Source organism: Leifsonia sp. Root4, assembly GCF_001425085.1.
Taxonomy (GTDB): Bacteria; Actinomycetota; Actinomycetes; order Actinomycetales; family Microbacteriaceae; genus Microterricola.
The window spans coordinates 123,448-137,239 of the sequence record NZ_LMDN01000003.1 but is presented as its reverse complement, the minus strand read 5'-3'; the positions used below and the strand labels follow the sequence as shown (position 1 = coordinate 137,239).

Below are 13,792 nucleotides of genomic sequence, written 5' to 3'. Positions count from 1 at the left end.
CAGAGTTGTGTCGAGCGGATGCCGCTTAGTACCAGCCCTGCGACTGCGAGGTGTCCCACGCGCCACATGGCGTTCCGTAGCGGCCGGCAATGTAGCCGAGGCCCCAGGTGATCTGGGTCGCCGGGTTGGTCGCCCAGTCGTCACCGGCCGAGGCCATCTTGCTGCCCGGCAGCGCCTGCGGGATGCCGGTGGCGCCGCTCGAGGCGTTGTACGCATTCACGTTCCAGCCGGACTCCTTGTTCCAGAGCGCCACGAGGCAACCGAACTGGTCTTCGCCCCAGCCGTACTGAGCGGCCATCAGATCGCGGGCGATCGCCTGGGCGCCGCTCGGGTCAGTGGGGGCAGACGGACGGGAACCGGACGAGGAGCCGGACGAGCCGCTCCCTGCGGATGCTGCCTCCTCGGCGGCTGCGGCTTCGGCGGCCGCGGCGGCTGCTGCCGCGGCTGCGGCTTCAGCGGCCGCATGCTCGGCGGCGACGCGGTCGACCTCGGCGGTTGCGGCCTGAACGGTTGCGACCTTGTCCTTCGTGGAGTCCACGAGGGTGAACACGCGGCCGGGTGCGAGCAGCTCGAAGTTGCTGAGGGCGGCAACGGAGGAGGCGAGGTCGCCGGCATCCGTCTTGCCTTCGGCAGCGGCGAGCACTGCGCCAGCCTGGTCGAGCGTGATCGAGGCGGCGCGGGCCGCGTGGGCCTCTGCGACCGTGGTGTACGCGGAGAGCTGCTCGCTCGCGAGCCCAGTGGAGGCGTTCAGGGCTGCGGTGGCCGCGACCCTCTCGGCGTGGGCGACGACCGTGGACTGCAGGACGAATCCGGTTCCGGCGACCGCGCTGATGGCGACGACTGCTCCGGCTACGAGGATCTTGCTGCGACCCCGGCGGCGTTTCAGTCTCTGAACGCGGGTGGCGCCGTTGGTCGAGGGAGAAGATGGGCGAATCGTTGGTGAATTTGAGTTAGGCATGACTTTCACAAAAGCGAGCCGCTCGAGATCGTGCACAGAGCGACTCTTATTCTCTGGCCCTCGGGCGGGGGTCCCCGCGGGCGAAGTTGACAGTATGCAGACGGCGTCTGCACAAGTCCTCCGCATTGGCTGTGAATGTCATCACAGTTCGACAACGGTCGGGAGGGGGCATGCGAGCGATGCGGATGCCGGCTTGAGCGCGTTTCGCGCGAACGCCGCCGGGGCATCGTGCGCACCGTGTGGAGCGGAAACGGTCGCAGTCCTGTGACGATGAAAACCAGCACTGACCGGGGCTTACCTTGCCCGCCCTCTGTGGAGCTGGCCGTCTAACGCGGCCGGAAGTCCTGCGCAGTGGCCGGCCGCCATCCACGCGGGACAGTTTCGAAGGCCGACGAGGTGATTCGTCGTCGTGACGATTCGGCCCGAAAACCACACATTGATGCGATTCGGAGGTTGAGGCTAGCTCCGCGACGCCGTGTGGGGCTGGAGCCGGAGCCGGAACAGACGCACGATTCGGCCCGATTCACGCTCGTATCCGCGGTAGCCGGGCCACTGCGCTTCGATCAGCCGCCAGGCCGCGTCGCGCTCGGCGGCGTCGAGCAGCTCGGCGCGCACCGGCCGGCGACGCCCGCGCACGGTGATTGCGGCATCCGGGTGCGCGATCAGGTTGTAGCTCCATGCCGGGTGCCGGTCACGCGCGAAGCTGGTGCCCGCGATGATCGCGTTGCCGCTCCCGTCAGGCGTGTACATGAGCTCGGTATCGCGTTCGACACCGGACCTCGCGCCGATGCTGTGCAGCACGAGCGATGGTACGAGCAGGCCGCTCAGCTGTGCGCGGCCGCCGCTGAGCCGTGTGACCAGGCGCTCGAGAACCGGCAGCACGATCGGGGCCGCCCAACGGAACAGACGGGTGCGGGTGAGCGGGGAGACAAGGCTGCGAACGAGGTGCACAACGGAGGCCATACCGGCATTCTGCCGCCTGCGCGGAACACCCGCCGGTACGCCGCGCGCGTGGGAAGGCAAGATGGGGTGATGACCGATAACCCGATCGCCGGCGCGACTCACACTCTTGAAGCCAAGGGCTTCCTCTTTGACATGGACGGAACGCTCGTCGACTCGACCTCGGTCGTCGAGGCCACCTGGGCCGGATTCGCGCGGCAGCACGGAGCCGATCTTGAGGAGCTCCTCTCCGTCTCCCACGGACGCAAGGCTGAGGAGACGGTCGCCCGCTTCGGGTCCGCCGGCATTGACGTCGCCGCCACCGTCGCGGAACTGGTCGCACTCGAGTTGGGGGCTGTCGACGGCATCGTTGAGATTCCGGGCGCGGCCGCCTTCCTGGCCTCGCTGCCCGCCGACAGGGTCGCGCTCGTCACATCGGCGCCTCGTGCGCTGGCCGAGGCACGCATGCGCATCATCGGCGCACCGATGCCTGCGGTGATCGTCGCCGCGGAAGATGTCGTACACGGCAAGCCGGCGCCCGATCCCTACCTGAGCGCGGCGCGACAGCTCGGTCTGCACCCCACCGAGGTCGTCGTGTTCGAAGACGCGGATGCTGGCCTGGCATCTGCACGCGCGGCCGGAATGCGCGCCTACGTCGTCGGCGGGCTGGAGAGCGCCGAGACGGCGGCACTCCCCCGCGTGCACGACTTCGCGGAGCTGCAGCTTGAGCAGCTCGGCGACGCGTTCCGGCTCAGCATCCGGGGCCGCGCGGGTTCTCCACACAGGAGCCACTGACCAGGACCGTCGTCGCCGATTTCACGACGACGGGAGCCGCGGAGCCGGCAACGCCGACGCTGCCGGCGATGGGGCGCCACGCTCCGCCGGCGAAACGGTACTCGGCCGTCAGCTCGACGCCGACCGTCACCGAGTATTCCCCTCGCGCCCCATAAACATGACTGGTGCTGGTCGCCGAGAAATCCGGAAGGCCGAGCTCAGCCCAACTCGCCCCACCCGTCGCCGTGCGACCCGTCTGGGAATCGCCGTAGTCCCACGCGAATGCCGTCGGGGTGAAGCGCACCTCCGCCGGGAATCCGAGCAGGCTGCCTGCGATCTCCTCGACGGATGCCGCGGCCACCAGATTCATCGGAAGGCCCTTCACCGCCCACCCCTCCGGCTCCATCAGTGTCAGCACCGGCGGCGTCGCACGGAACGAGGCGATGTCGCTCCACGTCAGCACCAGCTGCGGATCACAGACATCGGGCGCGTCTGTGCAGCGCGTCGGCGGGCGGTTGTCGTTCGGGTCTGTCTCCTCCGGGCTGAGCGGCGCCGGCGGCGCGGGAGGCAGCGGCAGCGCGCCGCCGCCCTCGGAACCGCCGTCGGACTCCCCCGCTCCGCCGCCTGAACTGCCGCCGGCACTCAGGTCGACGCCACCGGGCGAAAGCTCCGCGCCGACATCGATCGGGCAAACGCCTGCGACCGCGGCCCATTCTGGGCAAGCAGACTCTGCGCCCGGCTCGGTCGCTACAAATAGGGGCAGCAAGAAAGCCACCGTCAGCGTCGATGTCAGCCAGAACAATAGCTCTCGCCCGCCCAGAAGTTCTTCTCCGCAAGAATGAGCAGTCCACGTTCGGTTGCGGCGAGCACAATCTCAAACGGCACGAGAGTCGGCCGATCCGGGAGCACTAAGGAGTCACCTTTCGCGTCCAACAGGTCCGCACCCGACACATCGTCACAGACGTACAATGCGATTCGGGTCTCAGCAGGCGACGCATATTCCATGGATTGGACTTTGTGAATTGAGAAGCTGGTGTCCCCGATGCCTCGCGCACCAGCCGCTAAGAGATCAGCTGCGCTCGACCGCGCGCGTTCCAAGGCCACGCCTGAGGCGACGGTTTCCAAGGCATCAACCTCGGCCCCACCTGACGCTGATACCGAGTCGAACGCCGCCTGGTAGGCGCCATACGCCTCCTCGGCCGCGGCAAGCGCCTCCTCGTCCGAGGCGAACAGCGGTGCGGCGGCATCCGGCGTCGCTGGCGCTGTCGGCGCGGGAACCGGCGAGGCGGCGCAGCCCGCGAGTGAGGCCACGACGAGCGCGCCGAGCATCACCCGCACCACACGCGCCCGCAGACTCCGCATGCGAACACCGTAGGCCACAACGGGCGGCTCGCGTCAAAGTTATCCACAGCGAGCACGACGACGGGGCCCGACTTCGCCGGGCCCCGTCGTCGCCGATCGTGCTCCTAGACCGCGGAAGCCTCCCGGCTGCCGTCGACGATCACCTTGATGACATCGGTCTTCGGATGGGCCATGTACCGCTCGAGGCTGTCATCGAGTTCCTGCAGCCACGGCGTGTGGTGCGCGGCACCCATTGTCCCGGTCATCACAGAGGGGTAGACCGCGTCGCGGTAGGTGAGGATGTTCCGCTGCTTGTCCTTCTTCCACGCCAGGAAGATGCGCACGACCTCGTCGAGGTCGAACAGCGGGTAGTCGCTGGCCTCGATCAGGTCGCGGATGTAGTCGGCCTGGAAGGTGATCTCGGCCGATGCGCTGTCGAGCGCGGCCAAACGCTCGAGCCATGAGTCGATGTCTGCACGTTGTGCAGCGGCATCCGGAAGCGTCTGCTCCCCCAGGATCACGTCGCGCACATACCAAGCCTGCGCGTCGAACATGTTGAAGGTGAACCACTGGTCCTGTGCGCCGAGGTAGAAGAGTTTGTTGTTGGCCTCGCTCACCACTCCTCTATAGAGGGTGTCCGGGTAGAGGTTGTTCGGCGAGCTGAGTGAGAGCTCAGACGGCAGGAACGGGTAGTGGTGCAGGTAGCCGGTGCAGAGGATGACGGCATCGAAGCGCTTCGAGCTGCCATCGACGAAGTGGGCGGTCGACCCGTCGAAGCGCTCGACCAGCGGAACCTCGGTGATGTCCTCGGGCCAGTCGAATCCCATGGGCTTGGAACGGTAGCTGAGCGTCACGGAGCGCGCGCCCATCTTGTACGCCTGCACGCCGATGTCTTCGGCCGAATAGCTCGCGCCGATGAGCAGCACGTCCTTGTCGGCCAGGCTCTCTGCCCCGCGGAAGTCGTGCGCGTGGCGCAAGGCGCCGGGGAAGGTCTCGATGCCGGCGAAATCCGGCACGTTGGGGAAGGAGAAGTGCCCGGAGCCGACGATGACGTGGTCGAACTCGCTGGACTCCGTCGTGTGCCGGGCAAGATCCTCCACCGTCACGGTGAAGGTCTGGGTGTCCTCGTTGAACTGCACCCAACGCACGACGGTCGAGAAGCGCACGTACTTCTTCACGTCGCTCTGCTCGGCGCGACCGCTGATGTAGTCCCAGAGCACGGCGCGGGGCGGGTACGAGCTGATCGGCCGACCGAAGTGCTCGTCGAAGGTGTACTCGGAGAACTCGAGGGCCTCTTTGGGCCCGTTCGACCACAGGTTGCGGTACATGCTGGAGTGCACGGGTTCACCGTGCGCGTCGGTGCCGGTGCGCCAGTTGAAGTTCCACTGGCCGCCCCAGTCATCCTGCTTCTCGAAGCAGACGATCTCGGGAATCGACCGGCCCTGCTCCTTGGCCGTTTCGAATGCCCTGAGCTGGGCCATGCCGCTCGGTCCGGCTCCAATGATTGCGATGCGCTTCTGCAAATGTTCCTCTCCGGCCTGCGGCCTTCGTTTAACCACGGGCAGAAAATGGGCAGGCAGAATCGCCTGCTCCCCGTGAGATGTCGCTGAACGACACGTTGGTCACCGACGGCCAGTCGCAGAATATGTGCAACACCAATGCCGAATGGGACTACCGCGTGGTAGACGCGGCCCAACAATTTCACCCTAGCATGGCCGGAATTCCGGGCCTGTGCGCGCACACAGCCGCCTCTGATCACGCGCGAGCGAGTTTGCATTCGGTGTGCAGCCTTTGGCAGACTGCAGATGTCTTGTTGCCGAGGAAAGGGTCATGACATGAGGACAATCGAGGGTTTCGCGCCGCACTCTGTGCGCTGACAATCGTCGACTTGCCGTTCTCGGCTCCGGTTTCAGCGCATCCGCTGAACACTCTGGAGTCTCATGTCATCCGCTTCACACTCGTCCATCTCTCGCCCGTCCGGCACCCGCTCCTCCGTCACGCTGAACGACGTCTCGTTCGCCTGGCCAGACGGCACTCCTGCGCTCTCGGGCCTCACCGGTAGCTTCGGTGGCGGCCGCACCGGGCTCGTCGGCACGAACGGCACGGGCAAGTCCACGCTGCTGCGCCTGCTCGCGGGGCGGCTCACGCCGTCATCTGGGCAGATCATCACGAACGGCGACGTCGGGTATCTGCCGCAGACGTTGACGCTGGATGCCGCGCACACCGTCGCGGGTCTTCTCGGCATCCGCGACAAGCTCGACGCGCTGCACGCCATCGAGAGCGGTGACGTCGATGAGCGCCACTTCGACACGCTCGGCGACGACTGGGATCTGGAGACCCGCGCCGACGAGGCGTTGCGCGCGATCGGACTCTCCGCCGTCGACCTCGATCGCAGCGTCGCCGAGCTCTCCGGCGGCGAGGCGATGCTCGTGGCCATCACGGGGCTGAGGCTGCAGCGCACGGCGATCACGCTGCTCGACGAGCCGACGAACAACCTCGACCGCGCAGCACGAGCGAGCCTCCGCGACCTCGTGCGCAGCTGGTACGGAACCCTCATCGTCGTGAGCCACGACACCGCGCTGCTCGAGTGTATGGACGCCACCGCCGAGCTGCACGGTGGGCGGCTCAGCGTATTCGGCGGGCCCTACTGCGAGTGGCTCGAGCACCGGCAACAGGAGCAGTCCGCCGCGGCGCAGGCCGTGCGCACCGCGGAGCAGGCGGTGCGCGCCGAGAAGCGGCAGAAGGCGGAGGCAGAGACCAAGCTCGCCCGCCGCGCCCGCACAGCGCAGAAGAACTACGAGAACCGCACTGCGGCGAAGATCGTGATGAATCAGAAGGCCTCCAACGCGCAGGTCGCAGCGGGCAAACTGCGCAGCGGAGGCGACGAGCGGTTGAACGCGGCGACGAACGCGCTGGATGCCGCCGAGGCGCGCCTGCGCGATGACGAGGCGATCCACCTCGAGCTGCCAGACCCCGCTGTGCCGCGCGGCAAGCGCATCGCCGAGCTGCACAGCGGCGAGTTGCGCCGTGGCGACAGCGCGAACGACGACGGAGCCGACTGCGGGGGCGGCGAGACTTTCTACCTGCAAGGGCCGGAGCGCGTGGCCATCGTGGGCGCCAACGGCGTGGGCAAGACGACGCTGCTCGAACAGTTGGTGAGCGGTGATGCCGCGCCCGCCGACCGGGCCAGCGGCATCCTGCACACGAGCCGCGTCGGCTATCTCAGCCAGCGCCTGGACGGGCTCGACGGTGCCTCAGACAGCATCGACAACATCCGCAGTGTCGCGCCGAACGTCGAGCCTGGCGACATCCGCAATCGGCTGGCCCGTCTGCTGCTGCGCGGCGACAGTGTTCACCGAGCGGTGCAGACACTCTCCGGCGGGGAGCGCTTCCGTGTTGCCCTGGCGCGCCTGCTCTTCGCCGAACCGCCGCCCCAGCTGCTCGTGCTCGATGAGCCGACCAACAACCTTGACCTGCAGAGCGTCGAACAACTCGTCGCCGCGCTGCGGAGCTACCGGGGCGCCGTGCTGATCGTCAGCCACGACGATGCGTTCCTCGACCGGATCGGGCTCGACCGGGTTCTCGAACTCGATGCCGACGGCGGCCTCCGTGAGCTGCGGGACCGTCTGGAGGCCTAGATGCGGCGGCGGCTAGGCCGTCGACGCCGCGCGCGGCGCCCGCGGCACCTTCGGGCGCACCAGCGCGTGGCTGTCGCGCAGCAGCTGCTCGATCAGCGCGTCGTCGAGTGTTCCGTCGAGCACGAGCGTGAGCCAGTGCTTCTTGTTGAGGTGGTAGCCAGGGCTGATGTGCGTCGGGAACTCCTCGCGCAGCGCCTTGCCCTCCTCCGGGTCGCATTTCAGCGACACCGTCAGCGGCTCGGCGTCCAGAACGCTCAGCGCGAAGATCTTGCCATCACCATTGCGGTCAGCGCCGCTGGTCTTGAACACCGTCGTCTGCTCACCGAAGGGGTACGTCTCGATCGCCTGGGGAAGGTTCAGGCAGAAGGCGGCGAGCTCGTCCGGGGTCATGACGACAGCCTAGACACTCCAGATGCCAGGGCAGCGGCCGCCGCAGAGCGAGCAGTTCCGGTGTGCGGTTCCGGTGCACGGTTCCGGTGCACGGTTCCGGTGCACATCGGCCCACATTCTCGTCGATTTCGCCGGATGCCGCAGATTCGTCGAAGTTCCTGTAATCTCGCGGCCCGCGAGCGACTACCGTTAGGAGTATGACGTCTTCTGACACCACCACGACGGGCGAGGCAGAAATTGCCCCCGCGACTATGACTTTTACCGAGCTCGGGCTCGATGACGCAGTTCTCAAAGCACTGAAGGACGTCGGCTACGAGACGCCTTCCGCCATCCAGGCCGCCACGATCCCGCCGCTGCTCGCGGGCCGCGACGTGCTCGGCACTGCCCAGACCGGCACCGGCAAGACCGCCGCGTTCGCGCTCCCGATCCTCTCCCAGCTCGACATCTCGCAGAAGACGCCGCAGGCGCTCGTGCTCGCGCCCACGCGCGAACTCGCCCTGCAGGTCTGTGAGGCCTTCGAGAAGTACGCCGCGCACCTCAAGGGTGTCCACGTGCTGCCGATCTACGGTGGCCAGGGCTACGGCGTCCAGCTCTCCGCGCTCCGCCGCGGTGTGCACATCGTCGTCGGCACGCCCGGTCGCATCATGGACCACCTCGCCAAGGGCACCCTCGACCTCTCCGAGCTCAAGTTCCTCGTGCTCGACGAGGCCGACGAGATGCTGAAGATGGGCTTCGCGGAGGATGTCGAGACGATTCTCGCCGACACCCCCGACGAGAAGCAGGTCGCGCTGTTCTCGGCCACCATGCCTGCCGGCATCCGTCGCATCTCCGGTCAGTACCTCAAGGACCCCGAGGTGATCACGGTCAAGACCAAGACCACCACCTCTGCGACCATCACGCAGCGCTACCTCATGGTCGCGTACCCGCAGAAGGTCGATGCGCTCACCCGCATCCTCGAGGTCGAGAACTTCGAGGGCATGATCGTCTTCACGCGCACCAAGAACGAGACCGAGACGCTCGCCGAGAAGCTGCGCGCCCGCGGCTACTCCGCCGCCGCGATCAACGGTGACGTCGCCCAGGTGCAGCGCGAGCGCACCGTCAACCAGCTGAAGTCGGGCAAGCTCGACATCCTGGTGGCAACGGATGTCGCCGCGCGCGGTCTCGACGTCGAGCGCATCAGCCACGTCGTCAACTACGACCTGCCGATCGACACCGAGTCGTACGTGCACCGCATCGGCCGCACCGGCCGTGCCGGCCGCAGCGGCGAGGCGATCAGCTTCGTCACCCCGCGCGAGCGTCGCATGCTCACCTCGATCGAGAAGGCAACCCGCCAGTCGATCACGCAGATGCAGCTGCCGAGCGTCGATGACGTCAACGTCACGCGTCTGGCCCGCTTCGACGGCGCCATCACCGAGGCGCTCAGCCAGACCGAGCGGGTCTCCGAGTTCCGCGACATCGTCAACCACTACATCAAGCACCACGATGTGCCGGAAGCCGATGTGGCCGCAGCGCTGGCACTCGTCGCCCAGGGCGACACGCCGTTGCTGCTCTCCCCCGAGGACGCCCGCGCCCAGCGTTTCGACCGCGAGGAGCGCTTCGACCGAGGCTCCCGCGACGAGCGCGGCCGTGACGACCGCCGCGATGACCGTCGTGGCGACCGCGGTGACCGTGGCGACCGCCCCGAGCGCCGCCCGCGCAGCAACGAGGGCCTGTCGACCTACCGCATCGCAGTGGGCAAGCGCCACAAGGTGGAGCCGCGCCAGATCGTCGGCGCTCTCGCCAACGAGGGTGGACTCAGCCGCGACGACTTCGGTGCGATTCAGATTCGCCCCGACTTCTCGCTGGTCGACCTTCCGGCGAACCTCAGCAACGACACGCTGGCCCGACTCGAGAACACCCGCATCAGCGGCAAGCTGATCGAGCTGCGCCCGGACAACGGCCCGACGCGCCGTGACGACCGCAGCTACGACGACCGCCCGCCGCGCAAGCCGCGCGAGCGCTACTGAGCCGTCGCGCTGAAGTGACGTTCAACTGATTCACCGCTGAGGGCGGGGTGTGCGGATGCCGCACACCCCGCCCTTTCGCGTGCCAGCGCGACCCCGTTGGTCGAGTAGGCCGCCCGCGGCCGTATCGAGACCTGGGCGCCCCGATCCGGCAAGACGCTCAGGGCCTCGGTCGCTGGCGCTCCCTCAAGCCAGCGTGAGAATGCACGCTGGCGCTCACTCAAGCCAGCGTGAGAATGCACGCTGGCTCGAGCGAGCGGCGCCGCGACGAAGGAGCAGCGACGCACGCGAAGCCCCGAGCATGCCAGACACTGTCCTTCCCGATGGTCGAGTAGGCCGCCCGCGGCCGTATCGAGACCAGGGCGACCCGATCCGGCAAGACGCTCAGGGCTTCGGTCGCTGGCGCTCCCTCAAGCCAGCGTGAGAATGCACGCYGSCTCGAGCGAGCGGCGCCGCGACGAAGGAGCAGCGACGCACGCGAAGCCCCGAGCGCATGCCAGAAACAGTCCTTCCCGATGGTCGAGTAGGCCGCCCGCGGCCGTATCGAGACCNGAGCGAGCGGCGCCGCGACGAAGGAGCAGCGACGCACGCGAAGCCCCGAGCGCATGCCAGAAACAGTCCTTCCCGATGGTCGAGTAGGCCGCCCGCGGCCGTATCGAGACCWGGGCGMCCCGATCCGGCAAGACGCTCAGGGCTTCGGTCGCTGGCGCTCCCTCAAGCCAGCGTGAGAATGCACGCTGGCTCGAGCGAGCGGCGCCGCGACGAAGGAGCAGCGACGCACGCGAAGCCCGAGCGCATGCCAGACACAGTCCTTCCCGTTTGGCCGAGTAGGCCGCCCGCGGCCGTATCGAGACCCCGCCCACGCGAAAACTCCAGCCCGTGAGATCTCGATACGCTCGTCCCTCGCTACTCGATCAACAGACTCGTTGGTCGAGTAGGCCGCCCGCGGCCGTATCGAGACCTGGGCGCCCCGATCCGGCAGGACGCTCAGGGAGCAGCGCGCGTGAGGGAAAGCCTGGAACGCAGCAGCATCAGGTGAGAGCGGCTCGCCACCGATGCGCGCTCTGCATCCCCGTCGACGATGGCATTGAGAAGTTCAGCATGGCTCGCATGGTCGCTGTGCTCGCCGTCTGGCTTCATGCGGAGCATGTCGATCATTGCCGTGCGCGTGCGCGGCATGAATCCGTCGAAGAGCTCGGTGAGGAGGTCATTGTGAGCCGCGAGGACGACGGTTCGGTGAAACGCAGCGTCAGCGTCGACGAGAGCCACGAGATCTGTGGAATGCTCCGTGCGCGCGTCCAGGCACCGCCGCATGGCTGCGATGTCGGAACGCGTCCGTCGCCCGGCCGCGAGAGACGCCGCCTCGGTCTCGATCGCGATACGTGCTTCGATCACGGTCACGATCCCGGCCCGACGGAGCACGCCGTCCCAGTCTTCGCGGGGCTCGAGCGCCGTCACGAAGACTCCGGAGCCCTGCCTGCTCTCGAGCACACCCCTGCCCGCAAGCTCGCGGATCGCCTCGCGAATCGTCGACCGACCGACGCCGAGCACCCCGGCCAGCGTCGTCTCGCCAGGCAGCTTGTGTCCGAGCGGCCATTCGCCTGACTGGATGCCGGCCAAGATCGCCGCCGCGGTCTGCTCGGCCAACGGCAGACGCCTGATGATCGCCACCATCCCGATGCCTCCCGCCGCCGTGATACTCCTCAGCTTGTCTGAGGAGTTGAATGAGGCTAGCCTAGCGAACATGTCATGGAGCACGCGACTTCTTCGCTGCCACGGCGGGGCCTGATCAGACCGGCTCCCCGCCGTGGAGTCGGTCGACCGCGCCGGTCATCAATCAGCTCACCGGAAGCGATGACAGCCATGACACCGTCCACAACGCCACCCACCTCCACCGTCCACAGCCGCTGGAACCGCCAGCTCCCCTCGTCCATGCCATCGCATCGCTACCGCAGCGCGCACGAGCGGGTCGACATTCCGCTCACCGAGCGTGAATGGCCCAGTCGTACGCTCAGCGCTGCACCGCTCTGGGTGCCTGTCGACCTGCGCGACGGCAACCAGGCTCTGGCGGAGCCGATGGACCCGGCACGCAAGAGGCGATTCTTCGAGCTCATGGTCACCATGGGATACAAGGAGATCGAGGTCGGCTACCCGAGCGCGTCCCAGACCGACTTCGATTTCGTGCGATTGATCGCGGAGACCGACCTGGCACCGGATGACGTGACCATTGTCGTGTTCACACCGGCCAGGAGGGAGCTGATCGAGCGAACGGTCGAGTCGATTCGAGGCATCCGAAATCCTGTCGTCATCCACATGTACACGGCGACCGCTCCGATGTGGCGCGACACGGTTCTCGGTAAGAACTGTGACGAACTCACCGAGCTCATTCTGCAGGGCGGTCGCGATGTGCTCGAGTTCGCCGGACACCTGCCAGGGGTGCGCTTCGAGTTCTCGCCCGAGGTGTTCAACCTCACCGAACCGGACTATGTGCTCGACATCTGCAACCGCATCACCGAGCTATGGGGGGCGACGCCGGAGCGTCCGGTGATTCTCAACCTGCCCGCCACCGTCGAGATCGCCACCCCGAACGTGTACGCCGACCAGATCGAGTACATGCACAAGAACCTGGCGCGGCGCGACTCCGTGATCCTCTCCGTGCACCCACACAACGACCGAGGCACGGGGATCGCCTGCGCCGAGCTCGCCGTCTTGGCCGGTGCGCAACGCGTGGAGGGATGCATCTTCGGGAACGGCGAACGCACCGGCAACGTCGACATCGCGACGCTCGCGCTGAATCTGCACGCGCAGGGAATCGACCCGATGATCGACTTCTCAGACATCGACGCGATCCGTCGGACCGTCGAACACTGCACCAGGCTACCGATCAATGAGCGCCATCCCTACGTCGGTGACCTCGTTTACACGGCCTTCTCCGGCACCCATCAGGACGCGATCAAGAAGGGCTTCGCCGAGCACGCTCAACGGTCGATCGATCTCGGGATCGCCGAGGAGGCGCTGGAGTGGAAAGTGCCCTACCTGCCGATCGACCCGGCGGACGTCGGCCGCAGCTACGATGCGGTGATCCGGGTCAACAGCCAGTCGGGTAAGGGAGGCATCGCCTATCTTCTGCACGCCGAGCACGGCATCGAACTCCCCCGTCGGCTGCAGATCGATTTCGCCAGGCACGTGCAGAAACACAGCGACGAGACCGGTCAGGAGGTGACTGCGGCCGCTCTGCTGAACATCTTCCGCACCGTCTACATCGACGGGGAGATCGAGCCGACAGTCACGCTGGAGTCATGGGAGCACGAACTGCGTGACGACGCCGAGAGCACCCGCCTCGTTCTCGGCGTTTCGGGATCGTCCTCGCACCATGAGGAACGGGGTTGCGGCCCCATCGAGGCGCTCACACACGCACTCCGCCGCGTTGGACGCCCTGTCGAGATACTCGGTCTCCACCAGCAATCGCTGGACGATGGCAACGCCGCCAAAGCACTCACCCTCCTCGAGTACCGCGCCGGCGCCGGTGTCGGCTGGAGCGCAGGCATCAGCGGCTCGGTCATGGAGTCCTCGCTTCGAGCCGTGCTGCGCGCCGCTGGCTGAGACCTCTTCGCGCGCCGCTGAGCGGCGCGCGAAGAATCCACCGCCCGCCAGCGCGCTTCAGCGGCGAATCCCAGCCTGCTCATAGCCGAAGAATGGGGTGGCGACCAATACTCGAGGTAGTCACCCTGGCAGCCATTACCCGAAAC

At 67.2% G+C, this 13,792-nt stretch carries 11 protein-coding genes; 4 read left to right on the top strand and 7 right to left on the bottom strand.

Going from position 1 to position 13,792, the window contains the following annotated elements; translation table 11 throughout:
- Window positions 1–25 precede the first annotated feature (25 nt).
- The gene (locus ASC66_RS18325) at window positions 26–958 is read right to left on the bottom strand and encodes an aggregation-promoting factor C-terminal-like domain-containing protein (protein ID WP_055838824.1); all 933 of its coding nucleotides are present in this window, start codon (window positions 956–958) and stop codon (window positions 26–28) included.
- A gap of 459 nt (window positions 959–1,417) precedes the next feature.
- Entirely contained in the window at window positions 1,418–1,921 is a 504-nt protein-coding gene (locus ASC66_RS10345) for a nitroreductase family deazaflavin-dependent oxidoreductase (RefSeq protein ID WP_055838821.1), read from the bottom strand.
- 69 nt (window positions 1,922–1,990) lie between these two features.
- On the opposite strand from ASC66_RS10345, the gene ASC66_RS10340 reads away from it, so the two are divergent.
- A complete protein-coding gene (locus ASC66_RS10340) occupies window positions 1,991–2,692 on the top strand; it encodes an HAD-IA family hydrolase (RefSeq protein ID WP_082492255.1) in 702 nt (233 codons plus the stop codon).
- Here the strand turns inward: ASC66_RS10340 and ASC66_RS10335 are convergent.
- From ASC66_RS10335 to ASC66_RS10325, 3 genes are all read right to left on the bottom strand, one after another.
- A complete protein-coding gene (locus tag ASC66_RS10335) occupies window positions 2,649–3,446 on the bottom strand; it encodes a hypothetical protein (protein WP_157509753.1) in 798 nt (265 codons plus the stop codon). The genes ASC66_RS10340 and ASC66_RS10335 overlap by 44 nt on opposite strands.
- A gap of 14 nt (window positions 3,447–3,460) precedes the next feature.
- Window positions 3,461–4,033: a hypothetical protein gene (locus ASC66_RS18130; RefSeq protein ID WP_157509752.1), complete on the bottom strand. Its 573-nt coding sequence runs from the start codon at window positions 4,031–4,033 to the stop codon at window positions 3,461–3,463.
- A gap of 104 nt (window positions 4,034–4,137) precedes the next feature.
- The gene (locus tag ASC66_RS10325; RefSeq protein ID WP_502691604.1) at window positions 4,138–5,571 is read right to left on the bottom strand and encodes a trimethylamine monooxygenase; all 1,434 of its coding nucleotides are present in this window, start codon (window positions 5,569–5,571) and stop codon (window positions 4,138–4,140) included.
- A 381-nt stretch (window positions 5,572–5,952) separates the two neighbouring features.
- Here ASC66_RS10325 and ASC66_RS10320 point away from each other — a divergent pair, with 381 nt between their 5' ends.
- Window positions 5,953–7,650: an ABC-F family ATP-binding cassette domain-containing protein gene (locus tag ASC66_RS10320; RefSeq protein WP_055838813.1), complete on the top strand. Its 1,698-nt coding sequence runs from the start codon at window positions 5,953–5,955 to the stop codon at window positions 7,648–7,650.
- Window positions 7,651–7,662: 12 nt separating this feature from the next.
- Here the strand turns inward: ASC66_RS10320 and ASC66_RS10315 are convergent, their stop codons facing one another.
- Window positions 7,663–8,040 carry an MmcQ/YjbR family DNA-binding protein gene (locus ASC66_RS10315; protein ID WP_055838810.1) on the bottom strand — a complete coding sequence of 126 codons (378 nt, stop codon included), beginning with the start codon at window positions 8,038–8,040 and terminating at the stop codon, window positions 7,663–7,665.
- A gap of 197 nt (window positions 8,041–8,237) precedes the next feature.
- On the opposite strand from ASC66_RS10315, the gene ASC66_RS10310 reads away from it, so the two are divergent.
- A complete protein-coding gene (locus ASC66_RS10310) occupies window positions 8,238–10,046 on the top strand; it encodes a DEAD/DEAH box helicase (protein ID WP_055838807.1) in 1,809 nt (602 codons plus the stop codon).
- A 984-nt stretch (window positions 10,047–11,030) separates the two neighbouring features.
- On the opposite strand, the gene ASC66_RS10305 is transcribed toward ASC66_RS10310, so the two are convergent.
- Entirely contained in the window at window positions 11,031–11,717 is a 687-nt protein-coding gene (locus ASC66_RS10305; protein ID WP_055838804.1) for a FadR/GntR family transcriptional regulator, read from the bottom strand.
- Between the two features lie 180 nt (window positions 11,718–11,897).
- Between ASC66_RS10305 and ASC66_RS10300 the strand changes: the two genes are divergently transcribed.
- Window positions 11,898–13,646, top strand: coding sequence for a 2-isopropylmalate synthase (locus ASC66_RS10300; RefSeq protein WP_502691602.1), 1,749 nt, complete (start codon window positions 11,898–11,900; stop codon window positions 13,644–13,646).
- Window positions 13,647–13,792: the final 146 nt, after the last annotated feature.

Coding starts and splice junctions, on each gene's coding strand:
- ASC66_RS10305 (WP_055838804.1), bottom strand. CDS start 11,717: ATGGTGGCGATCATCAGGCGTCTGCCGTTGGCCGAGCAGACCGCGGCG.
- ASC66_RS10315 (WP_055838810.1), bottom strand. CDS start 8,040: ATGACCCCGGACGAGCTCGCCGCCTTCTGCCTGAACCTTCCCCAGGCG.
- ASC66_RS10300 (WP_502691602.1), top strand. CDS start 11,898: ATGACAGCCATGACACCGTCCACAACGCCACCCACCTCCACCGTCCAC.
- ASC66_RS10310 (WP_055838807.1), top strand. CDS start 8,238: ATGACGTCTTCTGACACCACCACGACGGGCGAGGCAGAAATTGCCCCC.
- ASC66_RS18325 (WP_055838824.1), bottom strand. CDS start 958: ATGCCTAACTCAAATTCACCAACGATTCGCCCATCTTCTCCCTCGACC.
- ASC66_RS10345 (WP_055838821.1), bottom strand. CDS start 1,921: ATGGCCTCCGTTGTGCACCTCGTTCGCAGCCTTGTCTCCCCGCTCACC.
- ASC66_RS18130 (WP_157509752.1), bottom strand. CDS start 4,033: ATGCGGAGTCTGCGGGCGCGTGTGGTGCGGGTGATGCTCGGCGCGCTC.
- ASC66_RS10320 (WP_055838813.1), top strand. CDS start 5,953: ATGTCATCCGCTTCACACTCGTCCATCTCTCGCCCGTCCGGCACCCGC.
- ASC66_RS10340 (WP_082492255.1), top strand. CDS start 1,991: ATGACCGATAACCCGATCGCCGGCGCGACTCACACTCTTGAAGCCAAG.